This is a genomic window from Paraburkholderia sp. SIMBA_053 (assembly GCF_046534895.1).
Taxonomy (GTDB): Bacteria; Pseudomonadota; Gammaproteobacteria; order Burkholderiales; family Burkholderiaceae; genus Paraburkholderia; species Paraburkholderia caledonica.
This window is the reverse complement of record NZ_JAWRXU010000386.1, coordinates 1-307: the sequence shown is the minus strand read 5'-3', so window position 1 is coordinate 307 and position 307 is coordinate 1. Positions and strand designations below refer to the sequence as shown.

1 protein-coding gene is annotated in these 307 nt (G+C 49.8%); it reads left to right on the top strand.

What is annotated here, in order from left to right:
• The coding region (locus SB753_RS36105; RefSeq protein WP_410804897.1) for a site-specific integrase at nt 1-307 on the top strand (307 nt) is incomplete at both ends.

Genomic DNA, 307 nt, shown 5'->3' with positions numbered 1-307 from the left:
AAGGCGGCTAAGCGAGCAGATGGAACATCAACGCCTGCGGTCAGGAAGATGCGCATCGACAGCAAGACATCATGGCTATCAGCTTGTCGTCGTGCAGGAATTGAAGATTTCCGTTTCCATGACCTCAGACACACCTGGGCAAGCTGGCTGATTCAGTCAGGCGTCCCATTATCAGTGCTTCAGGAAATGGGCGGATGGGAGTCCATAGAAATGGTTCGTAGGTATGCTCACCTTGCGCCTAATCATTTGACAGAGCATGCGAGGAAAATAGACGACATTTTTGGTGATAATGTCCCAAATATGTCCC